Source organism: Georgenia daeguensis, from assembly GCF_039537705.1.
GTDB classification, from domain to species: domain Bacteria; phylum Actinomycetota; class Actinomycetes; order Actinomycetales; family Actinomycetaceae; genus Georgenia; species Georgenia daeguensis.
Window position 1 is genome coordinate 48,784 of record NZ_BAABBA010000019.1, and the last position, 22,070, is coordinate 70,853.

The 22,070-nt window shown below is 67.4% G+C and carries 22 protein-coding genes; 11 read left to right on the forward strand and 11 right to left on the reverse strand.

Annotated features, from left to right (window positions below):
- The first annotated feature begins 2 nt into the window (after window positions 1-2).
- The 7 genes from ABD774_RS16525 to ABD774_RS16555 all read left to right on the forward strand — a co-directional run bounded on the left by ABD774_RS16525 (window position 3) and on the right by ABD774_RS16555 (window position 4,610).
- On the forward strand, window positions 3-1,418 hold the full coding sequence (locus ABD774_RS16525; protein WP_345043510.1) for a M23 family metallopeptidase: 1,416 nt from the start codon (window positions 3-5) through the stop codon (window positions 1,416-1,418).
- 254 nt (window positions 1,419-1,672) lie between these two features.
- Window positions 1,673-2,593: a ParA family protein gene (locus ABD774_RS16530; protein WP_345043513.1), complete on the forward strand. Its 921-nt coding sequence runs from the start codon at window positions 1,673-1,675 to the stop codon at window positions 2,591-2,593.
- Window positions 2,590-3,084 carry a hypothetical protein gene (locus ABD774_RS16535; RefSeq protein ID WP_345043515.1) on the forward strand — a complete coding sequence of 165 codons (495 nt, stop codon included), beginning with the start codon at window positions 2,590-2,592 and terminating at the stop codon, window positions 3,082-3,084. Before ABD774_RS16530 ends, ABD774_RS16535 begins: the two co-directional genes overlap by 4 nt.
- Before the next feature lie 53 nt (window positions 3,085-3,137).
- Window positions 3,138-3,590, forward strand: coding sequence for a hypothetical protein (locus ABD774_RS16540; protein WP_345043517.1), 453 nt, complete (start codon window positions 3,138-3,140; stop codon window positions 3,588-3,590).
- Window positions 3,591-3,593: 3 nt separating this feature from the next.
- Entirely contained in the window at window positions 3,594-3,863 is a 270-nt protein-coding gene (locus ABD774_RS16545; RefSeq protein ID WP_345043520.1) for a hypothetical protein, read from the forward strand.
- Window positions 3,864-3,923: 60 nt separating this feature from the next.
- Entirely contained in the window at window positions 3,924-4,187 is a 264-nt protein-coding gene (locus ABD774_RS16550; RefSeq protein WP_345043522.1) for a hypothetical protein, read from the forward strand.
- Window positions 4,188-4,283: 96 nt separating this feature from the next.
- Window positions 4,284-4,610: a histone-like nucleoid-structuring protein Lsr2 gene (locus ABD774_RS16555; RefSeq protein WP_345043525.1), complete on the forward strand. Its 327-nt coding sequence runs from the start codon at window positions 4,284-4,286 to the stop codon at window positions 4,608-4,610.
- A gap of 13 nt (window positions 4,611-4,623) precedes the next feature.
- On the opposite strand, the gene ABD774_RS16560 is transcribed toward ABD774_RS16555, so the two are convergent.
- The 3 genes from ABD774_RS16560 to ABD774_RS16570 all read right to left on the reverse strand — a co-directional run bounded on the left by ABD774_RS16560 (window position 4,624) and on the right by ABD774_RS16570 (window position 6,520).
- Complete coding sequence (locus ABD774_RS16560) at window positions 4,624-5,022, reverse strand: hypothetical protein (RefSeq protein ID WP_345043528.1); 399 nt, start codon at window positions 5,020-5,022, stop codon at window positions 4,624-4,626.
- 151 nt (window positions 5,023-5,173) lie between these two features.
- The gene (locus ABD774_RS16565) at window positions 5,174-5,971 is read right to left on the reverse strand and encodes a hypothetical protein (protein ID WP_345043531.1); all 798 of its coding nucleotides are present in this window, start codon (window positions 5,969-5,971) and stop codon (window positions 5,174-5,176) included.
- 66 nt (window positions 5,972-6,037) lie between these two features.
- On the reverse strand, window positions 6,038-6,520 hold the full coding sequence (locus ABD774_RS16570; RefSeq protein ID WP_345043533.1) for a hypothetical protein: 483 nt from the start codon (window positions 6,518-6,520) through the stop codon (window positions 6,038-6,040).
- Between the two features lie 242 nt (window positions 6,521-6,762).
- Here ABD774_RS16570 and ABD774_RS16575 point away from each other — a divergent pair, with 242 nt between their 5' ends.
- Entirely contained in the window at window positions 6,763-7,851 is a 1,089-nt protein-coding gene (locus tag ABD774_RS16575) for a phosphotransferase family protein (protein WP_345043535.1), read from the forward strand.
- A 139-nt stretch (window positions 7,852-7,990) separates the two neighbouring features.
- Here ABD774_RS16575 and ABD774_RS16580 read toward each other — a convergent pair whose 3' ends face one another.
- The 3 genes from ABD774_RS16580 to ABD774_RS16590 form a co-directional block, all read right to left on the reverse strand.
- Window positions 7,991-8,410, reverse strand: a complete 420-nt coding sequence (locus ABD774_RS16580) for a DUF6228 family protein (RefSeq protein ID WP_345043538.1) — start codon at window positions 8,408-8,410, stop codon at window positions 7,991-7,993.
- Entirely contained in the window at window positions 8,410-9,087 is a 678-nt protein-coding gene (locus ABD774_RS16585; protein ID WP_345043540.1) for a DUF3592 domain-containing protein, read from the reverse strand. Before ABD774_RS16585 ends, ABD774_RS16580 begins: the two co-directional genes overlap by 1 nt.
- Window positions 9,088-9,669: 582 nt before the next feature.
- The gene (locus ABD774_RS16590; protein ID WP_345043543.1) at window positions 9,670-10,308 is read right to left on the reverse strand and encodes a hypothetical protein; all 639 of its coding nucleotides are present in this window, start codon (window positions 10,306-10,308) and stop codon (window positions 9,670-9,672) included.
- A gap of 430 nt (window positions 10,309-10,738) precedes the next feature.
- Between ABD774_RS16590 and ABD774_RS16595 the strand changes: the two genes are divergently transcribed.
- The gene (locus tag ABD774_RS16595) at window positions 10,739-11,431 is read left to right on the forward strand and encodes a hypothetical protein (RefSeq protein WP_345043545.1); all 693 of its coding nucleotides are present in this window, start codon (window positions 10,739-10,741) and stop codon (window positions 11,429-11,431) included.
- Between the two features lie 537 nt (window positions 11,432-11,968).
- Here ABD774_RS16595 and ABD774_RS16600 read toward each other — a convergent pair.
- The 5 genes from ABD774_RS16600 to ABD774_RS16620 all read right to left on the reverse strand — a co-directional run bounded on the left by ABD774_RS16600 (window position 11,969) and on the right by ABD774_RS16620 (window position 19,112).
- Window positions 11,969-12,910, reverse strand: a complete 942-nt coding sequence (locus tag ABD774_RS16600) for a carbohydrate kinase family protein (protein WP_345043548.1) — start codon at window positions 12,908-12,910, stop codon at window positions 11,969-11,971.
- A gap of 65 nt (window positions 12,911-12,975) precedes the next feature.
- Window positions 12,976-15,966, reverse strand: coding sequence for a GH32 C-terminal domain-containing protein (locus ABD774_RS16605; protein WP_345043550.1), 2,991 nt, complete (start codon window positions 15,964-15,966; stop codon window positions 12,976-12,978).
- A gap of 133 nt (window positions 15,967-16,099) precedes the next feature.
- Window positions 16,100-16,903 carry an ATP-binding cassette domain-containing protein gene (locus ABD774_RS16610; RefSeq protein ID WP_345043552.1) on the reverse strand — a complete coding sequence of 268 codons (804 nt, stop codon included), beginning with the start codon at window positions 16,901-16,903 and terminating at the stop codon, window positions 16,100-16,102.
- On the reverse strand, window positions 16,900-17,943 hold the full coding sequence (locus ABD774_RS16615; RefSeq protein WP_345043555.1) for an ABC transporter permease: 1,044 nt from the start codon (window positions 17,941-17,943) through the stop codon (window positions 16,900-16,902). The genes ABD774_RS16610 and ABD774_RS16615 overlap by 4 nt, the downstream gene beginning before the upstream one ends.
- Before the next feature lie 62 nt (window positions 17,944-18,005).
- Entirely contained in the window at window positions 18,006-19,112 is a 1,107-nt protein-coding gene (locus ABD774_RS16620) for a substrate-binding domain-containing protein (RefSeq protein ID WP_425554580.1), read from the reverse strand.
- A 193-nt stretch (window positions 19,113-19,305) separates the two neighbouring features.
- Here ABD774_RS16620 and ABD774_RS16625 point away from each other — a divergent pair, with 193 nt between their 5' ends.
- Together ABD774_RS16625 and ABD774_RS16630 are read left to right on the forward strand one after the other, a co-directional pair.
- Window positions 19,306-20,307: a LacI family DNA-binding transcriptional regulator gene (locus ABD774_RS16625; RefSeq protein WP_345043579.1), complete on the forward strand. Its 1,002-nt coding sequence runs from the start codon at window positions 19,306-19,308 to the stop codon at window positions 20,305-20,307.
- A gap of 387 nt (window positions 20,308-20,694) precedes the next feature.
- Entirely contained in the window at window positions 20,695-21,981 is a 1,287-nt protein-coding gene (locus tag ABD774_RS16630) for an ABC transporter substrate-binding protein (protein WP_345043557.1), read from the forward strand.
- The last annotated feature ends 89 nt before the right edge of the window (window positions 21,982-22,070 follow it).

The window sequence follows — 22,070 nt, forward strand, 5'->3', positions numbered from 1 at the left end:
CTGTGAACAAGGCTGCCGTCGTGGTCTGCGCGGTCCTCGCCGTGCTCGGTGGGTTCGTGCTCGTGCTCTTCGTCGGCTCGGGCCTGAGCCGGTCCGCCCCCGCGGGCGTGTGCACACCGGGCATGGCCCTCGCCGTCGGCGACGTCCCCGACGGGGAGATCGCCGGCTACTCCGGCGAGCAGCTCGCCAACGCCGCCACGATCATGCGTGTGGGCGCCGAGCGCGGCATGGATGCCTGGGGTCAGACCATCGGCGTCATGACGGCCATGGGCGAGTCCGGTCTGCGGGTCCTCGACCGGGGAGATGCCGTCGGCCCGGACAGCCGCGGCCTGTTCCAGCAGCGCGACAACGGCGCCTGGGGCACCTACGCCGATCGGATGGACCCCGCCCGCTCGGCCGTCATGTTCTTCGACGCCCTGAACAAGATCGAGGGGTGGCGCGACCTGCAACCCACGCTTGCCGCCAACCGGGTCCAGCGCAACGCCGACCCGCTGCACTACGCCGACTACTGGGACGCCGCTGTCCAGGTCGTCACCGCTCTCAGCGAGACAGACACGACCGACGACCGTGCCCCAGATCATCGCTATGACCTCGGCCCGGTCAAGCCCCACGCGCAAGCCCTTGCCGAGGAGGTCGGTGCGCGCTTCGACGTCGCGGAGATCGGCGGCTACCGGGACAGCGCGGTCGACGCCGGCGGCCACCCCGCCGGACTCGCCGTGGACTTCATGACCCACGACGACACCGCCACCGGCGACGCGATCGTCTCCTATCTCATCGAGCACGCCGACCGGCTCAGCGTGGACTACATCATCTGGCGCCAGGCGATCTGGCGCGCCGCCGAGGCGGACAGGGGCTGGCAGCCCATGGCCGACCGCGGCTCGGACACCGCCAACCACCTCGACCACCCGCACGTCAACGTCACCCCGACCCCGTCGGCGAACGCCGGATCCGGGCCGCTGGACTGCCTCACCGCCACCACAGCGGGACCGGCCGGACCCGCCACCGGGCAGTGGGTGGCACCGGTCGACGGACCCGTCACCTCCCGGTACGGGCCACGTCTGCTCTTCGGCTCCAGCTTCCACGCCGGCACCGACTTCGGCGCCGCCTGCGGAACACCGATCTACGCCGCCGCCGACGGCCGGGTCACCTACGCCGGCGGCCCGCACCCGCGCCTGGGACTGACCGGGCACGTCATCGTCCTCCACCACGGCGACGGCATCCAGACCAGCTACAACCACATGTACGCCAGCGGCCTGCTGGCCCGGCCCGGCCAGCACGTCACCGCCGGCCAACTCATCGCCGTCGTCGGCAACGACGGCAACTCCACCAACTGCCACCTGCACTTCGCCGTCTACATCAACGGCGAGCACACCGACCCGGAGCCCTTCATGTCCACCCGAGCCGCCCACCTCGGTTAGGAGAGGTAAAACAACCGGCCTCCCCATAGCAGGGCCTCAGGCAAGGGCTCATGCCGAGTAGCGCAACCAACCAAGTGGAACCCGAAAGGACAAAAGCTATTCCGGACATGCCAGACACCGGCTCTCCGGCTGCCATGGACTCAGGGACTAACAGACTTCCGGCGTTTCGACGAGTGACGAAGTAACAGACGTCGCCCGCCGCATGAGGCCCGTGATCGATGCAGCGGCGGAGGGTCGCGAGAGAAGGAGAACTTATGGGTACGGGACTTGAACGTGTCGTCGCCGTGGTCAACGGCAAGGGCGGCGTCGGCAAGACCACCATCACTGCCAACCTCGGCGGGATGCTGGCCGCGAGTGGCTACCGAGTCCTGCTGGTCGACATGGACCCGCAGGGCAACCTGGCCGAAGAGCTGGGCTACACCCACAGCGACATCAACGACGACGGCCTCGCGCTGGCCCAGGCGCTCACCTTCGCCAGCACGCCGCAGCCGGTCGCCGGGATCCGGGAGAACCTCGACGTTCTCGTCGGCGGACCGCACCTGGACATGGCGGCCGCCGGCCTGACCATGAAGGCCCAGAAGGACCCGACAGCCTCCAAGCTCGCCCTGGCCAGCGCGCTGACAACGCTGGCCGGCGAGTACGACCTGATCTTCATCGACTGCCTGCCTGGTCAGGAGACCCTGCAGCAGGCCGCCCTGGCGGCCGCCCGCTGGGCCCTGATCCCGGTCAAGACCGACGCCTCCTCACGCAAGGGCCTGCGCGACGTCGCCCGACGCCTGGACGCCGTCGTAGACCTCAACCCCGACCTCGACCTGCTCGGTGTCGTGCTGTTCGGGGTGAACCGCTCCGCGAAACGGGTCTCGGAGACCGCGCGCGAGGCGATCGAGCAGGACCTGGGCGCCGGCGCACCCATCTTCACCACCTCCATCCGGCACGCCGAAGCGGCAGCGCAGGAGAGCCGCGAACGTGGTCTGCTCGTGTTCGAGCTCGAGGAGGCTGTGCTGTCGGCCCCCAAGTGGTGGGAGCTTCGACGCGACCAGACCCACCACGACGGCCCGCGCTCACGCAGCGCCGTGGGCCTGGCCGAGGACTTCCAGGCCCTCGGCGAGGAAGTCGTCGGCCGGATCACCGCGAGCGAAGCGAGCCAGGTTCTGACGGGGGAGGAGTCCAGGTGACCAGCGAAGCGCCACGCCGCACCCTGACCGGCCTCGCGCCCCGGACGGGCGCACCGGGGAACGCCCGACTCATCCGCAGCAACCGGCTGGCGGCGGCGCCGGCCGCGGCCGAGCCGGAAGAGTCCCGCGCTCTGTCGCCGCAGCACGGGGCCTCCCGAGCCGTTGAACCCGCTCCCTCGCAGACTGCCGGACTAACAGAGTCTGAGAGTGGGCCGGGTGCCCCGTCGCTGCCGAAGTACCAACGCCTCCGGCGACGAGAGGCCCGCGTCCACGACGACCAGGCGAACGCCCTGACCGAGCTGAGCCGCCGCCTCAACAAGGAGCGGCGCCGGCCCGACGGCACGACGTCGGGGGAGCGAATCACCGACAACACCCTGCTGCGCATCGCCATCGACCTGCTGCTCTCCCGAGCCGACGAGCTGACGGGAACGACCGAACAAGAGCTGGCCGCGAGCCTCGGCCTCGAGCCCCGCCGGCAAGACCCGGCCTGACGAGACCGGACAAGACCGGGCCCTGAACAAGGCGCGCGCCGACAGGAGACGTGATGGACGACCGATCCGCGAGAGAAGCACGCGAGCAGTACGAGGCACTCCGAGGCGAAGCGATCCGAGTGCTGACCCAAGCAGCCCTAACGGGCCGGGCAGATGACAGCCCCACCGACTTCGCCGACTTCCTCGCGCAGGTGGTGACCGCCGTCGCCGCCAACGTCGGCGGAGTGGAGGCGCAGCTGGCCGGACGCCCCGGCTCCTGGGAAGCCGACCACGTGCGCCAGCTCGTCGCCGGCACCGCACCCGAGGACGAGCTGTGGCGCTGGCGCACCGAGCCGGTACGCCTGTACCTCGACGTCGCCGGCACCTTCGACGACTTCGGTCTGTACGAGCTGGCCGAGGAGGAACTCCGCGCGGCCGCGAAGCGCACGGAGGGCGAGAGCGTCACCGACGCCGAGCTCGAGAGCGCCGAGAACCTGCTCGACGCCATCGACCGCCTGCGCGAGTAGGACATGACCGCCTACGCCCAGGCGTACGCCGCAACGGCGCGTCAGGCGCTCACCGAGCGCGGACTCGAGCTCGACGTCGAGGCGATCCGCACACCCGACTTCGAGCCCCGCACCCAGCCGTGGGACGCACTCGTCGACGAACTGCACTCGATCGCCCGCGAGGAAACCCCGCTGCCGGCCACCGGCCAGGCGCCCGACTGGTCGACCGGCAGTCCCGCCGACGCCGTGCGCGCCGCAGGCCGCACGTACACGGCACGAGCCGAGGAGGAGTAATCAGGAGGGATGCCTCCAATTCGCCTGCGATGGCCTGACGTCGGCCAATAGCGTCAACCTATGACGCTCAAGCCGCTGCCTGACAACGAGGCCGCGCACACCCTGACACCTGATCAGTACGGCCGGCCCGTCAAGAAGGCAGACATTCCCGTCCCCGCGCTGGCATGGGTCCGGAACGGTGACGGGCCGCACCGCCTCGTCGACGCCGTCGCGACAGCTTGGACGCCGCGGGCTGTCCAAGTTCAGTACGCAAGCCCTCACGGGCACGGCTATTCGGTCTGGGTCTGGGCGAACGCCGTCATCCGCCGCTGGGATACCGAATAACCCCGAACATAGCGCGCCCCCCGTTCTGAATTCCTCCCCGGACCCCCTAACCTGGGGACCCCTCAATAGTTCACCTCCGCCCCAAAGGAGCCCGTCGTGGCACAGAAGAAGCACGTCGTACTCATCGACGACCTAGACGGCTCGCCGGCAGCGGAGACCGTGCTCTTCAGCCTCGACGGCGTCGAGTACGAGGTCGATCTCAACGACGCGCACGCCGAAGCACTGCGCGAATCTTTCGCCGAGTGGATCGGACACGCCCGCAAGGTGAATGGGCGAAAGAAGCCCTCGGCGCGCCGACAGCGCGCCGCATCGGCGGGCGACACCGGCAAGATCCGGGAATGGGCACGCCAGAACGGTTACACCGTCTCCGACCGGGGACGCATCCCGGCGAGCGTTCGAGAGGCCTACGAACTCGCCAACTGAGCTAGTCGTAGAACTAGTCGGCGGGGTTCATTTCGGCGAGGAACGTCCTGGCTAGTGCCATCCATTCCTGTGGTGTGGCGCCCTCCGCCCGGATCGCGAGGTACTCCTGCGGGTCCAGGCCCATCGGGGACGGGTTGAGCGGCTGTTGGTCGTAACCATGGAACGGCGATGTCCGCTTCACCTCCCACAGGAGCTCACGTGCCTGCGAGATCCGTCCGTCCGCGGACCCGCCGACCTTGAAACGAGGGAAGTACTCAGGATTGCGAGATGCTGGCGGCCAATCCCGCCATGCCTTGTAGAAGGCGCCCTCCCACTGGTGATGTGCCCATCTGAAGGGACCGTCGAACCCGACCGCAACCAATCCTGCGAGCAACCCCTCCGCTACGTTTCGAAGCCGCTGCTGTTTATTCATCGACATGAGTCCAGTTTGGCCGGGGTCTGGTGGAACTGTCCTGCAGCTGGCCGAGGGGGAGTTCTGGAACTCTCTCCTCGACGTCCTGTCCGCTGGCCGCTGGAGTAGCCGCAACGGTGTCCAGATTTGTTGCTTACTGACGACCTGCCCGTCACGACGTCATTGGTGAGGGGTCGTACGGCTCGTAGCGCCGGACGGTGCTTGGGCCGCGCCTGGACCTGAGGGTCAGGCCGTGGATCGTGCGGGTGCTCACCTCTGTGCCATCGGCAAGCCATACCCGGCACTCCGAGCTGCGGCGCCATGTTTCCTCTTCCGCGCGGCCGTTGCGCGCGGCTTCGAGGATCTCGCGGATTTTCGATCGGGTGGGCGCATCGTCAGCGCTGAGCTCGAAGCGGCAACCGTCGTGTCCGAGTCCCAGGATCACTTCGTCCGGGCCGACGACGATCGACAGCGGGATCGCGTGCTGGTTGTTCGGCACCACCTGGACTGCGCGCAGGCGCGGAGCCAGCTGTGTTTCGTTGACGCGTGCGCTGGGTCGCACGGATTCACAGAAGTCGTCGATCATGTTCCAGAGCGCCGCCGGGCCGGGCCGCTCGCCCTCGACGTCCGCGGGGGTGGGCTCTGAGAGGGGCGAACGGCTGTTGGCCGGTGTGTGGGTTGACGTCCACCCGGCAGAACGGGCGAAGTCCGAGAGGAATCGGCGCAGTTCAGACTCCGTTCGTGAGGAGACCTCGAGCTCCATCTCGTCACTGACGTAATGCACGATCGCATGTACCGCGCCATCAAGGTCGCCGCGCCGCAATGCGGAGATCCCGGCGTCCGCGATCGGATCCCACTCATCGTTGGGCCGGTCGTCGTCGTGCCAATCCCCGCGGTTCCAGAACGCGTTGAACTCACGCCGGAACCGGCCAACAAGCACAGCGTCGTTCCTGTCCGACCCGTCGCTCATGGTCACTCCCCTTGGTGTTGCTCGTGGCGGCCGCGAAGCCCGGTCATGAACTTTCACCGGTCCCCGCTACGGGCGTTCCTCGTCGACGTCGTCCTCTCCCCGCCGGACCTCAGAGGAACCCTGCATGCCTGCACTCCGCGTGATGAGGTCGTACGTCTCAACGATCGGTGTCTCCACCAACGGCAGCCTGATCCGCTTGCCGTCCTGAAGGTCCATCTGGAGCACCGTGCTCCATGCCAGTCGCCCGGCGTCTCCGTGGACGGACTTGATGCTGGCGTAGGGGATGCGTCGAGTCCGCAGCGGGGACGACAGTGCAAGCTCGGTCGGCCATAGCTCGATCCGGCGCGGACTGAACCGGATGATCAAAAAGGCGGCAGACAACGCAAGAGGGGCGACAGTAATGAGCTCGCCACCGCTCACGAACGTCCAAACCCCGAGCCCTACGAGCGTGACGATGCCGACTGCGAGAAGCACGCGGTTGCGCCACGACAGCGGCGGGGTCCTCAAAATCCGAGCCGAGTCATCCGGCGAGTCCGACACCGCTCCCATGCGGGGACTCTTCCAGACACACGGATGTTTCGATTGGCGTTTGCTCGCGCCATGCGCCAGCTACAGGTGTTCGGATGCGGCGTGGACAGGACCGGCTGAGTCCGTCGGCTAAGCGCGCGCGGAAGGCCGTCGAAAAACATTCGTCCCTGTGACTCGCGCTGTCACGGCTGGAGGCGGTCGCCACGGCAGCGTTCCAAACAATCGCAAACTCCATCTAGAGGTGCTCGCTCTAAGACCGGAGCATGCGCCCAGCCCCGTACTCTGCCCGGGCCGATACTGTCGAGTCGGTTGACCTTCGGACAAGGTCCGATTTGTGGGCGCTAGTCGCTTCGTCATTGGCATGCTGTCCGCCTGGAGTTGGAGGCACTTTGCGCGGTGGATCACTTGCGACTACTGAGGTGGAGGCGGTCTGCCGGGAATGGGTGGGCCCCGATTTGCAGCTGCGCTCTGCGGTCGAACTTCGTGGTGGTTCGTACAACACGACGTATCGCCTCGAAGTGTCAGACGGGACTCGCGCTGTGCTTCGGGTAGCTCCGCCAGTCGATGAGCAGCGGCCGTCAGAGCGTCATCTGATGCGGAACGAGTACGCCAGTGTTCCGTTCCTGCGTCCGGTCGCTGACGTTATGCCCACAACCCTGATGGCTGACTTCACCCACCGGATCATCGGGCGGGACTACGTGATCCAGTCGTACCTCGAGGGCGTCCCGGCCTCCAACGTTCTCGGTTCGTGGAGCGAAACCGCGCAGGCGCAGCTGTGGCGCGGCATTGGTCAGACCCTCGCTAGAATCCATGCGATCAAGTCGGACCACTTCGGGCGCGTGATGGCTCCGACCACAGGTCGGTGGAGCGACTGCCTCGTTACGGGGTTCGAACTGATCGCGCGCGGCTGTGACGAGCTCGGGATCGACGGCTCCGACCTCCGCTATGTGGCCGACCTGGCGGCGGCGAGTTCGGAGGTCCTGGATGTCGTTAGTACCGGAAGCCTGCTTCACGGCGATCTCATCCCGGCGAACGTCATGGTGGACCCGGATGACCCAGGTCGAGGTGTCATCGGCATCTTCGACTGCGACCGCACCTGGTGGGGCGATCCACTGGCCGACTGGACGCTTATCTTCGTCGAGCGACTACCACCGGTGCACCGGGAGTCTTTCTGGGACGGGTACGGCGAGACCCCTACCCAAAGCGACGAAGCCCGCCGTCGAAGGGCGTTCTACCGTGCTCGGTCGATCGGAGAGATCCGCCTCGAGCATGCTCGCCTGGGGAAAGACCGTCAGGCCCAGAAGACGTACGAAATGATGTCTGCGGTAGTCGAGGAACTCGTCACAAAGTAAGTGTCTATAGCTGCCGACATTGGTTAACAACATGACTGTCGGCGTCGAGCGGAACGTGTAGTGGCGCTGTAACCCTGTGACGGTTGTCCGCAAAAGTTGAGATTGGCCGGCATCGAATCTTCTGTTGGCGGAGTCTCACTTAGCCGAGGGCGAGCGCAGTCACATCGCGAGCGACCTGCGAAAGCTGCTCGCCGGGCTCAAGGGTGATGTCGCCGATCGCTCGCCAGCCTTGGTTGTCCCAGTCAGACCGATCGTCGCGCACGATCACGGTCAGGCGAACATGCCCATATTCGTGACGTGCCTCAATCGTGAGGTTCTGCTCCAGCGACTCCCAGCTGCGGGTGTCGTGCCACCCACGCCAGTCCTTTTCGAGTCCTTCGAAGAACTCGGCGAGATCGCGAAAGCCGATCGGATAATTTCCGATCACTCGAGTTGTCGCGGTTAGGCCCTCCAACTGGAGAGTCGCTATGAGCACAGCAGGTGTCCCGTCGTAACCCTTGGCGGTCAGCAACAGGTGCTCAGTGGGCGATCCGATTCGTACGGTGGGGATGCCGGACATCAGGTCGCCGCCGCAGGGGCGCCGCCCGGCTGCGGTCCCCGTCTACCGATGAGGCGACCAAGCGCTGAAACTAGGGCGAGCAGTGAGGACACGCCGGCCGCCCACAGGGCAAGGCCAACGTCTTCCGCCCTCGTCTCCGCGGTACCGGCAGGTCGAGCTTGATGCGGTGCATCAGGCGGGTACTCCACCGTCAAGTGGCCGCCCGGGGCAAAAACGGCCTCCTCAACGACGTCCTCGGCACGGACACGAGCGGTAACCGCCGTGCCGGCGTCGACAAACCTGACGACAAGCTCGCGGTCGCCAAGACCGAGCCACCCGTCATCCCAAGCCAGTACCTCGGCATGCGCTGTCGCCATGTCCCCGCGAAACGGCTCCTCCGCATGCCACGTCCACAGCGAAACTCCGGCGAACACCACGCCGAGGACGGCAAAGACAGCGATAAGGCTGACCGGTACAAGCGGATCATGGCCCCGTCGCCGCCACCCGGGCATCTCCGGCGATCCGACGTGGCGCCCCGACCTTCTCCTCCCCGCTCCCGACACCACTTCATCCGGGCCCAGGCCCATTACCCACAACACACCAAGAACTAGAACCGCGTAGATCGCCCACACGGCCACGGCCGCGAGCCCGACCATGGCGCCGTCAAAGAACGCGTCCTCCACGCTGCCTTGTGTCACGGCCGCACCTAGCGCCCCGGCCCCACCAGCAGCACCAGCGAACGCGAACATTCCCACCAAGAAGCGCATCGGTACACGTCCACCGGAGGCTTCACCAGCGAGATACAGCCGGCACGGCGCCACGAGAAACACCCAGCGCAGTACCGCGACCGCTCGCGCCGACAGCCCCCTCATACGAGCGGTCCGTTCGGCCCGTCGCCCAGGCACCGCCACCGTAGGCGAGCTCGTCTCTCGTTCAGCACACACCAAGTCTGATGCACCGCTGTGCCGGAAACCTGCGATTCCGACGGCAGGTAGACGGATATCAAAGGCGCGGTTCCTCATGACGACAAGGCCGCGTGATCATCGCAGTTACAGCCGTCCGGAACCGTTCATTTCCTCGGACGGCGCGGCGTGGAAATGTCTTAGGAGAGGCGGCCGTTGAGCCAGCTGATAGCCCAGCACATCAGGTATCGCAGACCCGGGAGCCCGCGCAATGTGGGAGAAGAGTCTGTAGGGACGTCGGCGTCTTAGTGGCGATGAACGTTTTCACTGGCGGATGACCTCGCACATCATGAACCAGTCGGCATCACTCGCCTCTCATCAGTCGCCCTCGCCCGGGAGTTCGATGTCGCGGGCGATCGGGAGTACCTCGAGGCCGCCTGACCGCAGCGTGTCGGGCAGAGCCACGTCGCTGCTGAGGTACAGGGAGTCGTGGTAGAGCGGGCAAGCCAGCAGGAAGGCGCCGTCGTGCGGCCACAGGAAGACGGGCATCCTCGGTTGCATGAGGTCGGCGGCTCGCTCGACGAGCCAGGAGAGCGGGGCGGTGTGCAGGACATAGTCGTGCCGGGCAAGTACGGCGACGTGCGGCGGGGCCACTTCCGGGACGAGGTCGGCTGTCTCTTCGGCGTAGCCCTCCCAGAGGAAGAAGTAGCAGCGTTCCGGCGTCGAGGTGGCGGCCGAGAGCAGGTCCACGAGTCGCACCAGCGTGGCCGAGGGAACGACCGCGAACGGTGCGCTGAGCTCCTGCCGCAGAGCTGCGTCGAGCCGGCTGACGATGGCCGACCAGCGCAGGTCGGCAGTGAGAGGCATGCCCGCGAGCAACGCGAGTTCCCGCCAGGTCATCACCGTGCCCGCCGGTCCGTCCGCAGGAAGGAACAAGCGTGACGTCGTCTCATGGCAATCGGTGGTGAAGGCGGCGACGCGAGTCTCATCGCGGCTCAAGCCCGTGGGGGTCGTCACGGCTGCAGTCTCCCAGTCACCACACCGACGATTCGAGCGTTGTGTAGCTCGCCCAGGATGAAGACTCGTGCGGGTCCTTCGCGCTGAAATCTGCTCGTTCCTTCTCACCACCCCCCACCTGGGGCCATAACCGTTGGATTAGAGGCGCCTCGCCTCGCGTCCGTGTCGTCAAGCACCGAAGCAGCGAGCTGGGGGTGTCTTTTAGTTGGCTGGCTGCTGAAATCTGGGTCGGGGTGCATGTCCCTAGCCCGGGTGCGTTCTCCCTCTTTGCGCGTTCGATGGCCGTAGCGGTGCTGGGGGCGGCGGGCGGTCGCTTCATCAGGCTCTTTGCACTCGAGGCGCACGGTACAGTCGCGGAAGGAAGTGGGTCGTGATCTGCAATGGGGCACCACTTATGAGTCGGTTCCGCGCGGCATCAACCGTCGCGTCAGTGGCGGTGTTCCTCCTGGTGGCTGGATGCTCGACGGTCGAGCGCCCCCGGACGGATGGCCAAGAGGCGCGAACCGTTGATGAAGCGCTGAAAGACGCCGAAATTGGTGACGTCGTGAGGATCCAGTCGCGATTGTTTTTCTGGCGGGACGAGGCACGGCTGTGCGATCGGCCAGCCGGGGACTCGATTCCGTCGTACTGCGGAGAACTGGACTCCCTCCTCGTGCAGGGCGTCCCGCTGGACGAGTTGGACCTGGTGGAGCAGGGCGACACTGGGGCCCTCGAGGGAGACGTTGACGTGGTCGTGAGGTTTGTCGATGAGAGGTCGGTGGATTTCGTCGAGGACGCGTCGGTCGCTGACGAGCCCGCCTCCAGCAGCTCCGCCGTGCTGGAGCCGATCTCCATCAGAGAGGCCCTCGCGAGCGTGGTACCAGGTGAGCAGGTGCGTGTTCAGGCAGTCCTGGTCACCGAGGACGACGTCCCGTTCCTGTGCGACTTGGTCGCGGACTCCGATCCCGAGCAGTGCCCCGAGCCTTCGGTGGAGATCGTCGGCGCCCCGCTCGACGAGCTTGGACTGACCGAGCGAAGCGGCGAGCTCGCTGGCGAGGTGGACATCGTCATCACCATCGAGGGGAAGACCGCGACCTTCGTCGGCCTCGGCACCGGCAGTGAGACCACGACCCGGGAGCCATGACACCGACACCATCAGCGCGGCCCACGTAACGCCTTCCCCCAGATGGCTGATGGCACGCAGAACCACGCCGCCTCGATCGGTGCACCTGACTGACGCAGACATCGTGCCCCGACGACGACGAATCAAGTTCGGGGGGCACATCGGAAACGTTGGCTTCTGGGACGTGCGGCGTGTGAGGCGCTGTCGAATGTGTAGACCGCCTTGCGGAAGAACCACGATTCCCCTGTAGTTCGTCGCTCATGCGCCTACATGGAGGTGGAGACTGCCCGTTCCGGCCTAGGGCGCTGCGGCAATCCGCGAGAGAGCGAAAGGGATAACTCATGGCCAGTGCCGAACGACGCTAGGCGTTCGCCGGCGTGTTCGAGCAGCGCGCGATCATGACACCGTCGCTGGCCGCGTGACCGCTGACGTCAGTTAGGTACCCACACGACAGCAGTAGTTGAGCCAGTCTCGCTGGCCTCAGCGTGTCAAGACACCCATTCCTGGGAGATGCGGTTGGAACCGGGACGCCCGTCTGGACTTGGGTATGGCGAACGATCATTTCGTGGCGTGGATTAGTTCGTCCGCCCAGGGGGGGTTGGCTCCAGGCCGGGATACCGTGATGGCGGCGACGTCGACGCACGTCTGGAGGATTCCGTGCATGACGTCGGCACCTATCTGGGTAAGGCGTTCCCGGTTGCGCGCGCCTGTGAGATTGCACTGGACCAGGCCGTGGATGAGGGCGCCCATGAAGGAGTCGCCCGCGCCGATGGTGTCGGCGACGGCGGCGGTGGGTGCAGGGACGTGGAGCTGTCGGCCATCGAACACGGCGATCGTGCCGCCGGCGCCGAAGGTGCCGACTACCGCCCGGGGGGTGCCGACTGTGGCCCAGCGGTGCAGGACCTCGAGGGCGTCTTCGTGGGGGTACAGCCACGCGAGGTCCTCATCGCTCGCCTTGACGACGTCCGCGACACTGACGAGCTTCTCTACTTGTGCCCGGACTTGGTCGCGGTCGGGGCAGAGTGCCGGTCGGAGGTTGGGATCGTAGGTGATGGTCGCCGACGTGCGCATCGACTGGACAAGGGTGTGGACTGTGTTGGCGCCGGGAGCCAGCAGTGCCCCGATCGAGCCGATGTGGACAAGAGAGGGCGCCTCGAGCTGGGTCGTGGGGCGGGGGTCCCACCGGATGTCGAAGCTGTAGGACGCCGATCCGTCAGGGGCGAGTTGTGAGGATGCCACCGAGGTGGCCGGCGCGCTGTCCGATCCGGCGACGAGGTGGACGTTGGACTGCCGCAACCACGTCTCGACGGCCGCCCCGGCGGCATCGCGACCGTAGGAGGTGAGCAGGTGGGGACGGTGGCCTAGCCTGCCGAGCGTGACGGCGACGTTGGCCGGGCTGCCGCCGGGGTGCTCCTGTGTGGCGCCGTCGTTCTGCTCGACGCGGTCGACGAGGGCCTCGCCAATGATGAGCACGTGTGGCGGTGGTGCGGATCCGGTCATGTCGTCTCCTTGGACAAAGCCAGGGGACGGCACGCGTAGCGCACCGTCCCCTGGTGGTTGTGAGGTCAGCTGGTGCAGGTGATCGGTGCGTAAGGGGCGCGCTGTGTCGTGGTGCCCGATCCGTTGCCCTGTACGGTCGCGCTAAGCACCACTGTGCCGGCGTCGAGCGCCGTGCCACCGCTCGCGACGCGTATCTGGGCCGTCTCGCCGACGGCCACCGACCGGGTGCGGGCACCGAGCGGCGTCTCGAGCCGAGCTTGGACCCGAGCTGTGTCGTTGCCTGTCACCTCGGCCTCTACCCAGGCCTTTCCGTTGACGCAGACCGACCGCGTCGTGAGTGAGACGTCCGGCCCCGGCACGTGGACAGACGCCTCGAGCGGGGTGACGGTCAGTTTCCGTATCGTGGCCGTGCCGCCCTGCGCGAAGGCCGAGATCCCGAGGGAGCTGGGGTCGGGGAAGACCTGGCTTGTCAGGGTCCGGAGCCCGTCTTCGGCGAAGACCTCGACGGAGGAGCGGTCGACGTAGGCCCGGAACGTTACGGTGCCGTCGGCGTTTTGCACGGGTGCGGAGGACTCTCCGGCGAAGTCGGGGTGGAAGGAGACGTCCCCGGAGCGGGTCCTGTCGACGACGATGCGGTGTGAGCCGGCGTCGTAGGCGATGACGGTGCCCTCGGCGCTGTCGGCTGAGGCGTCGGGGTCTGCGGTGAAGTCGTCGGAGGTGCGGACGGTGATGCCGGCGCGCTCGGCGTCACCGGGGTCGAGGGTGACGTCGACCTGGTAGACGTCACCGGTGACGGGCAGTGGGACCGTCTCGTTGTTCACGGTGAGGTTGCGGGTCCGGTAGGTGTCCTGGTTGAGGGCGAGGTGCTTGATCTGGTCCACGACGTGCTGGCGGACTTGGATCTCGCCGTCGACGTCGGTGAGGGTGACCTCGCGGGGGAGGGACATGGCGGAGCGCCACGGGGTCGTCGGGATGGATGTGGCGTAGGTCCAGTCGTTCATCCAGCCGATCATCAGGCGTTTGCCGTCCGGGGCGTTGTCGAAGGAGATGGTGGCGTAGTAGTCCCGTCCCCAGTCGAGCCAGTCGTACTGCTCGACGCCGGGGGGCTGGGGTGCGTCGGTGGCCATGACCTGGTCGAGGAGCACGTGGCCCCAGCCGGATCGGTTGTTGTCCACGACGCGGATGGATGCCTGTTTGCCGGCGAGGTCGCTCACGTCCCAGTTGACCCAGTCGAGGCGTTCGCTGTTCGTGCCTGTGGCCGTGCGCACCACTTCGCCGTCGACGACGAGGTTGACGGTGGTCTCGTCGGTCCGGGGCGTGGCGGGCTCGTCGCCGATGACCACGTGGTCGAGGGTCAGGTGTCCCCAGCCGCCGGTGGCCTGGTCCACGACCCGCAGCTGGGCCTGGCGACCTCGCAGGTCGGAGACGTCCCACGATCGCCAGTTCAGCGCACCGTTCTCCGGGCCGGTGAGGTGCCGTACGACCTGCCCGTCGACGATGAGCTGAACCTGGAGGGTCTGCGGGTCTTCGTCGGTGCGCCGTCCACCGCCGACGAGCATGCTCAGGTGGTCACCGTCGAGCGTGAAGGTCGGTGAGGTGAGGGTGCCGACGTTGTCGTCTCCGCGTGGGCCGCCCTCCCACGTGTTCAGCCTTCCCTCGCCGATGTAGTACTCGCCGCCGGCGGTCGAGGGGCTGTTCGAGGCCTGTAGATCGCCGGTGCCCTCCCAGCCCGTGTCGGCGAGGGTGCCGCCGTCTGTCCGCTGCTCAAATCCGTCGAACAAGAGGGTGCCGGCCGGGGGTTCATTTCCGAGCTGGCCACCGGAGACGTGCGGGTGTCGGCCGCCGCCTACGAGCAGGCTCAGGTAGTCCTTCTCGAGCGTGAACGTCGGGGATTCCAGAGACCCGACGGGTTGGTCGTGCCCGACGAAGCTGTTGACGAGTCGCTCCCCGACGTAGCCAGAGACGGTCTGCTGGCCGGGGACGGTGCCGGGATAGGGGCTCGGGCCGAAGGGGCCGTGCTCGGGGTGGCCGGGTTCGTTGGTGACCTCCCAGCCGGACCAGTCGGTGCCCTCGAAGTCGGCGATGACGTCACCCTCGGGCACGGTGACACCCTCGACGGTGCTTTCCGAGGTGAAGGTGGTGCCGTCGAAGTCGCCGACGAAGTACTGGGCGCCCGACCCGCCGGCCACGGCCCCCGGGTTGAGGTTGACGACGAGGACCCATCGGGTGTTCTCGGGGTCACCGTCGACCGGGAGCTCGAAGAGGTCGGGGACCTCCCAGATGCCGCCGGTGGCGTTTGCCGGGCCGAAGTCGGAGAGGTACTCCCAGTCCTTGAGGTTCTCGGACTTGTAGAGGACGACCCGGTACTCGGTCGCCTCGACGGCGACCATCACCCAGTGGGAGGTCTCCGGTGATCCGCCGTCGTACCAGAAGACCTTGGGGTCGCGGAAGTTGGCCGACGCGCGGTCGATGACAGGGTTGCCCTCGTACTTTGTCCAGGTGTACCCACCGTCGGTGGAGTAGGCGAGGGACTGCGCCTGCCGGCCGGCCAGGGTCGGGTGGGCGGCGGTGTAGGCGGAGGTGTACATCGCCACGAGCGGGGGGTTCTCGGTGGTGCCGAATCCGCTGGTGTTCTCCTGGTCGACAACCACCGATCCGGAGAATATGTCTTCGACGCTCTGACCGGCCTCGTTGAACGTCTGCGGGATGGCGAGCGGCTGCTCGGTCCAGTTCATCAGGTCTGGACTTGTGGCGTGCCCCCAGGACATGTTTCCCCAGGTGTTCGCCTTGGGGTTGTGCTGGTAATAGAGGTGGTAGGTGCCGTTGTGGTAGACGAGCCCGTTGGGGTCGTTCATCCAGTTCTGGGCCGGGGTGTAGTGGATCGCGGGCCGGTACGGCTCGCTGCCGGGCGTTCCTGTGTCGGCCGCCGCCGTGGTCGCTAGGCCGCCGAGCGCCGCGAGCAGGGACGCGGTCGCGAAGGCGAGCCCTGCGCGGGCGTGACGGCGGGATGGCGGTCGGGTCGGTGTAGCGGGTGGATTGGTGTTGTGCAGCAACATTCGGGCCCCCTTGTCCGATCGTTGGTGAATCGCGCAGGCGCGCGTCTGGCCGCCCCGACCGGTCCGGCGGGGCTTTGGTTACCCCGGCCGGTCCGGCCGAGGGCTCGGAGCGGTCAGGTGCCGCCCCTGGCTTTCATCCCTCCGAGGCGCCCGTCATGATGGCTACGGCCTCGGTCATCGTGTGGGTCTGCGGTGTGATCGTGGCGGCGCGCCTGCCGAGCCGCTGGACGTGGATGCGGTCGGCGATCTCGAAGACGTGCGGCATGTTGTGGCTGATGATGATGACCGGCACCCCCCTGTCCCGAAGGGTTCGGACGAGTTCGAGGACCTGGCGGGACTCACGGACGCCGAGAGCCGCCGTCGGCTCGTCGAGCACGACGACCTTCGAGCCGAAGGCCGCGGCGCGGGCGACGGCGACGGCCTGTCGTTGCCCGCCGGAGAGGTTCTCCACGGGGACAGTGACGTCCTGGAGGGTGGTGATGCCGAGTTCACGCAGCTCTTCTCGGGCCCGCCGCCGCATGCCGGCCGTGTCGACGATGCGGAAAAGGGAGCCGATGAGCCCGCTGCGTCGCGCCTCACGACCGAGGAAGAGGTTGGAGGCGATGTCGAGCGAGGGTGAGACTGCGAGGGTCTGGTAGACAGTTTCGATGCCGGCCGCGCGGGCGTCCTGCGGGCGGCGGAAGTGCGTTGGACGGCCGTCGAGGAGGATCTCGCCGGAGTCGGGGACCTCTGCGCCGGTGAGGCACTTGATCAGGGTGGACTTCCCTGCACCGTTGTCACCGATGATTGCGAGGACCTCGCCGGGGTAGAGCTCGAGGTCGACGCCGTCGAGCCCGACGACCCGGCCGTAGGTCTTCACGAGACCGCGGGCCTGGAGGACCGGCGTCCCGCTCGCTCTGCCGCCCACCGTGGATGGAACTTCCTGGGCCCTGGTCACTTGTGCACCTTCCTGATCCACTGGTCGAGCGAGACCGCGACGATCACGAGAACCCCGACGGCGAGGGTCTGGTAGAGCACGTCGAGGCCGGCGAGGGAGAGGCCGTTGCGAAATACACCCACGATCAGCGCGCCGAGCAGGGTGCCCCACACGGTGCCGCGGCCACCGAACAGGCTCGTCCCGCCGATGACGACGGCGGTGATGGAGTCGAGGTTGAGGTCGATGCCGACGTTGGGGCTGGCGGCGTTGGCGCGGCCGATCTGGATCCAGGCCCCGAGGGCGAGGATCGCGCCGGCCGCCAGATAGACGCTCAGCAGGACACGGTTGACGCTGATGCCGGCGAGCCGGGCAGCCTCCTTGTCGTCCCCGACGGCGTAGACATGCCTGCCCCAGGCGGTACGCGACAGGATGACGGCCACGAGGCCGTAGAGCGCGAGCATGAGCAGCACGCCCGTGCTGATCCGTACACCCAGGACGGGGAACGTTGTCCCGGTCCAGGGCAGCAGCGCGGGCATCTCGGTGCCGCGCACCGTGGCGCCGTGGGAGTACAGCAGCGCCAGCGCAGTGAAGACGTTGAGGGTTCCCAGGGTCGCGATGAACGGCGGGAGCTTAAACCGGGTGACGAGCAGGCCGTTGAGTCCGCCCGCAGCCAGCCCGACGATCAGGCCGAGCAACAGGGCGGGCGCCGCCCCGAGGCCGGCCGATGTCGCGGTCTGTGCGACCACCATGGAGGCGAGCACCATGATCGCGCCGACAGACAGGTCGATCCCGGCCGTGAGGATGATCAGTGTCTGCGCCACGGCAAGCGTGCCTACGACGGCCACCTGCTGGGTGATGAGGGAGAAGTTCGCCGGGTTCCAGAACCTTTCGTTGAGGATGCCGAAGACCACGACGGACAGGACGAGAACGATGGCCGGGCTCAGGGCCGGGTAGCGGTGGAGGATGCCGCGGGCTCTTTCGAGCGGCGTGCGGCGGTCGAGGAACTCGGCGGCGCCGTCGTGCTCAGTGCTCGTGCGGGCCGCGGTGGACTGTGCGGTCACGGGGTACTCCTTGGTCGGCCGGGCGGGAGGTGCCGCCCGCCGGGCGGGCGGCACCGGGCTGTTCAGCCCCAGCAGATGTCGGTCCCGGCAGCGGAGTCGATGGACTCGATGCCGTCGGCGGGCGTGTCGGTCACCAGTTCGACGCCGGTGTTGAAGAAGTCCAGACCTTCGGAGGTCTCCGGCGCGGTGCCATCCGTGGCCAACTTCGAGATGGCCTCCACGCCGAGCTCCGCCATCTTCACCGGGTACTGCTGGCTCGTGGCGTCGATGATTCCCTCGGCGACGTTCTGGACCCCGGCGCATCCGCCGTCGATGGAGACCAGCAGGACGTCGTCCTCCTTGCCGGCGGCCTGGAGCGCCTGGTAGGCGCCGAACGCCGCCGGTTCGTTGATGGTGTAGACAACGTTGATGTCAGGGTTCTTGGCGAGCAGGTTCTCCATCGCGGTCCGGCCGCCGTCCTCGGCACCCTGGGTCGCCTCGTTGCCGACGATCTCGTACTCCCCGCCGTCGTAGGACCCGGTGGCAGCTTCGTCGCCGTTGGCGTTCGGGTCCGCAACGTCGATGCCCATGCCTTCGAGGAAGCCCTGGTCGCGGTTGTAGTCCACCGAGACGATCTTGTCGTCGAAGAGGTCCAGCAGCGCGATCGTCGCCTTCTCGCCGCCCAGCTGGGCCGCTGTCCACTCGCCGATCAGCTGGCCGGCCAGCCGGTTGTCCGTGGCGAAGGTGATATCGACGGCATCAGCCGGGTCGGGCGGGGTGTCGAGCGCGATCACGTACAGGCCAGCGTCGCGGGCCTTGCTGATCGCATCGACAACCGAGGGACCGTTGGGGGTGATGAGAATGCCGCGGTCGCCCTTGGCGATGGCATTTTCGATCGCCTGGATCTGGGTCTCCTCGTCCCCGTCCTCCTTGCCGGCGGCGAGGGTCAGCTCCACGCCGTGCTCCGCGGCGGCGGCCTTGGCGCCGTCCTGCATGGCGACGAAGAAAGGGTTGGTCGTGGTCTTCACGATCAGGGAAACGCCGATCGTCTCCGTCCCCGAGCCCTTGTCGCTGGCGGCCGCGTCGTCCCCCGTCGACGAGGCATCCGAGCACGCGGCCAGGCCGAGCGTCAGCACGGCGACCGTCGAGAGCGATGCAAAGGTGCGGCGGTAGGCGGCGGAAGAGGTCATGCGGTTCATCATCGAATCGTCCTCAGTTCACTGTGGGGCAGATCACCCGACAACGTTGTCAGGGGCAGGTCTAGTGCCAGGAGTCGGCTACAGTCAAGTAAAGACCGAAACAGGAGACGGAATCGTGACATCGATGTCAACGAAGTTGGAGCCGCCATCACCGCAGCAGCGTCATCCGGTGCGCCGTCCCACGATGCGCGATGTCGCCACTCTTGCCGGCGTGGGCATCAAGACCGTCTCTCGCGTCATCAATGGCGAACCGAACGTGTCCGAAGCCATGAGCGAGCGGGTGCTCCGTGCCGCCGCGGCACTGGACTACCAGCCGGACGTTCACGCCGGGAGCCTCAAGCGGGGGGACCGACGGACGAGCACAATCGGGCTGCTCGTCAGCAGCGTCGCGAACCCGTTCGACAGCCAGGTGCACCGGGCGATCGAGGTGGTCGCCGCGGAGCGCGGTGTTGCGGTGTTCGCGGCCAGCCTGGCCGAGGACCCGGAGAATGAGCGCACCATGGTGCACGCTTCCATTCGTCGGCGCGTCGACGGCCTGATCATCACCCCGACCAGGCCGGACCAGGGTTACCTGGCGGTCGAGCTCGACCGTGGGCTTCCGGTCGTCTTCGTGGACCGAGAGCCCACGGGGCTCATGGCGGATGCGGTGGTCTCCGACAACGTCGCTGGCGCTGCAATGGCGACGCGCCATCTGTTGCAGCGCGGCCACCGGCGAATCGCGTTCCTCGGGGACCTGGACCGGGTCCAGACGGCGCGTCTACGTCGGCAGGGGTTCCTCGAGGAGGTCGGCCGGGCCGGAGTACCTACCGTGGACCTGCAGATCATCACCGACCTGCACGACGAGGAGAGCGCCGCTCTCGCCGCCACGCGCGTGATGAGCTCGGTACCGCCTCCCACCGCAATCTTCAGCAGTCAGAACCTGGTCACCATCGGCGTAGTCCGCGCGCTCCGCGAGCTAGGACTGTCCAGGACCGTCGCCGTAGTCGGCTTCGACGACATCGCCCTGGGAGGCCTCCTGGACCCGCCCATCACGGTAGTGGCGCAGGACACGCAGGGGATCGGCACACTGGCGGCGCAGCGCCTCTTCGCGCGGCTCGACGGGGACACCTCGCCCGGGCAGACCTACGTGGTACCGACCACGCTGATCCAGCGCGGCTCCGGCGAGATCCCCGCGCCTCCGCGTTAGAAGTCGCCGACCACGAGCCCCGTTGCGGGCAGGGCCCGTCGCGAACCGACGGCTCGCCGCGTCGTTCACTGGCGGAAGAGCGGGAGCGGTGGAGGTCCGCGCCGCAGGCCGTTCTGCCGCGGGCGGCTTCCCAGCCTCCTCGTTGTCCGGCTCGACCACTCTCCGTCCGTGGGCAGGCTCGTTCGCTAAGCGACCGTGCCGGGCAGCGCGGTAATTGACACCCACCCGCTCGATTCCCTATCGTCTGCCAAAACGTTTAGCCAGAACGTTTTGGCGCCTGTACCGGCAACCAGCCGGCTGGTTGCACTCACTGCAGAGACAAGGGAGTCGTGGGCTATGAAGCTGTGCAGTCTTGACACGTCCAGCGGGGGCCGCCGTCGTGCGCCCATGTTGCTGGCGACAACAATGACGGGCGCCCTGGTGCTGGGTGCCTGCGGGGCGGGCGGTACCGAGTCCGCCGACGACGCTTCGGGCGGCTCTGAGGCCTTGACGGTGCTCGTCGAGGGCGGCGGCAAGGCCGAGCTGGAGCCGGTCGCTGCCAAGTTTTCCGAGGAGACCGGCACGGAAGTCACCTTCGTCGAGCTGCCCTACGACGGTCTCTACGACCGGCTGTCCACTGAGCTTGCGTCGGGCAACGTCTCGTTCGACGTCGCGGCCCTGGACGCCATCTGGCTTCGGGCATTCGCCGACGGCGTCGCACCCTTGGACGACCTGTTCACCCAGGAGGTTCAGGACGACCTCTTCCCCGCCCTCCTGCAGGAGGCGACCGTCGACGACCGGTTCGTGGGTATGCCGGCATGGACGAACGCCGAGGTGCTGTTCTACCGCACCGACCTGTTCGAGGACGCGGCCCAGATGGAGGCCTTCCAGGCCGAGTACGGCTATGAGCTCGCTCCACCCACCACGTGGGAGGAGTACCGCGATGTGGCCAAGTTCTTCACGCAGGACACCGACGGTGACGGCGCCACCGATCTGTACGGGACCGACGTCAAGGGCGCGGTCGAGACCGAGTGGCTGGCCACGGTCCTGCAGGCGGGGGCCGACGGCATGGTGCTGGATGAGGATGGAAACGTCATCATCGATGACGCCAAGCACCTCGAGGCTCTGGAGTTCTATGTCGCTCCGCTGCTGGAGGACCAGGCCGCACCTGCCGGCGCCGCTCAGGTGGACTGGGCCGAGGCGCAGAACCTTTTCTACCAGGGGCAGACCGCGATGACCCGGTTCTGGGCGCACGCCTATACCCAGACCCCGGAGGACTCGCCGGTCGCCGGCAACATCGGCGTGACGCCGATGCCGGCAGGCCCGGGCGGCGTCGCCGGCGTGCCGGGTGCTTGGTACTTGTCGGTGCCGACCGCCACTGACAAGCAGGAGCTCGCGATGGAGTTCATCGAGTTCGCGTACGAGAACAACGAGCTCGGTCTGGACACCTCCCTGGGCCTGGCCGCGACGCAGTCCGCCCTGACATCCCGTGCGGGTCAGGAGGGCGACGAACACCTGCAGGCCCTGATCGACACGCTGGAAGCTCCGGCGACGCAGCCGCGGCCGGCAACGGCGGAGTGGCAGGAGATCGTCGACACGGTGCTGGTTCCGATGCTGCAGAAGGCAGTGGAGGGCGGGGCTGACCAGCAGCTGCTCGACGACGCCAAGACGCAGATCGAGCAGATTCTCGGATGACCACGCGGTTGGCCGGCCGGGAGCGCGCGACCCGGCTGGCCGAGCCTGACACGCGCCACCGGCCCGCGCGCCGCCCGGCCGGGCGCCGC

Excerpts from the sequence above, each read along its gene's own strand:
- ABD774_RS16530 (WP_345043513.1), top strand. The coding sequence starts at position 1,673 with ATGGGTACGGGACTTGAACGTGTCGTCGCCGTGGTCAACGGCAAGGGC.
- ABD774_RS16540 (WP_345043517.1), top strand. The coding sequence starts at position 3,138 with ATGGACGACCGATCCGCGAGAGAAGCACGCGAGCAGTACGAGGCACTC.
- ABD774_RS16545 (WP_345043520.1), top strand. The coding sequence starts at position 3,594 with ATGACCGCCTACGCCCAGGCGTACGCCGCAACGGCGCGTCAGGCGCTC.
- ABD774_RS16550 (WP_345043522.1), top strand. The coding sequence starts at position 3,924 with ATGACGCTCAAGCCGCTGCCTGACAACGAGGCCGCGCACACCCTGACA.
- ABD774_RS16560 (WP_345043528.1), bottom strand. The coding sequence starts at position 5,022 with ATGAATAAACAGCAGCGGCTTCGAAACGTAGCGGAGGGGTTGCTCGCA.
- ABD774_RS16565 (WP_345043531.1), bottom strand. The coding sequence starts at position 5,971 with ATGAGCGACGGGTCGGACAGGAACGACGCTGTGCTTGTTGGCCGGTTC.
- ABD774_RS16570 (WP_345043533.1), bottom strand. The coding sequence starts at position 6,520 with ATGGGAGCGGTGTCGGACTCGCCGGATGACTCGGCTCGGATTTTGAGG.
- ABD774_RS16575 (WP_345043535.1), top strand. The coding sequence starts at position 6,763 with ATGCGCCCAGCCCCGTACTCTGCCCGGGCCGATACTGTCGAGTCGGTT.
- ABD774_RS16580 (WP_345043538.1), bottom strand. The coding sequence starts at position 8,410 with ATGTCCGGCATCCCCACCGTACGAATCGGATCGCCCACTGAGCACCTG.
- ABD774_RS16600 (WP_345043548.1), bottom strand. The coding sequence starts at position 12,910 with ATGACCGGATCCGCACCACCGCCACACGTGCTCATCATTGGCGAGGCC.
- ABD774_RS16605 (WP_345043550.1), bottom strand. The coding sequence starts at position 15,966 with ATGTTGCTGCACAACACCAATCCACCCGCTACACCGACCCGACCGCCA.
- ABD774_RS16620 (WP_425554580.1), bottom strand. The coding sequence starts at position 19,112 with ATGACCTCTTCCGCCGCCTACCGCCGCACCTTTGCATCGCTCTCGACG.
- ABD774_RS16625 (WP_345043579.1), top strand. The coding sequence starts at position 19,306 with ATGCGCGATGTCGCCACTCTTGCCGGCGTGGGCATCAAGACCGTCTCT.
- ABD774_RS16630 (WP_345043557.1), top strand. The coding sequence starts at position 20,695 with ATGTTGCTGGCGACAACAATGACGGGCGCCCTGGTGCTGGGTGCCTGC.